This is a genomic window from Massilia sp. CT11-108 (assembly GCF_047302915.1).
Lineage (GTDB): Bacteria > Pseudomonadota > Gammaproteobacteria > Burkholderiales > Burkholderiaceae_D > Telluria > Telluria orientalis.
This window is the reverse complement of the sequence record NZ_JBKYMO010001574.1, coordinates 1-261: the sequence shown is the minus strand read 5'-3', so window position 1 is coordinate 261 and position 261 is coordinate 1. Positions and strand designations below refer to the sequence as shown.

General features: G+C 70.9%; 1 protein-coding gene. It reads right to left on the bottom strand.

Features of this window, described 5'->3' with window-relative positions:
- On the bottom strand, positions 1 to 218 hold a 218-nt coding region (locus tag ACEN88_RS35650), incomplete at its 3' end, for a hypothetical protein (RefSeq protein ID WP_413347114.1).
- Between the last annotated feature and the right edge of the window lie 43 nt (positions 219 to 261).

Here is a 261-nt window from a genome sequence, read left to right as displayed (position 1 = left end):
GCCTGCAGGGTGTCGCGCACCGGGGTGCGGACGTCGTGCGCCATGGCGCGGGCCTTGTCCATGCCGTTGCCGACCTCGTGTCCGCCCCCGTCGGCCGCACTGCCCAGCGCATGCCGTGCCTTGTCCATGCCGCTGCCGACGGCGCCGCTCGCGCGGGCCAGCGTGTCCTTCGCCTTGTCGATGCCGGCGTCGAGCGCTTCGCTTGCCGCGTGCCCCATGCGCGGCCAGTCGCTTAAACAAAAAAGACCCAGCCGACGAAAA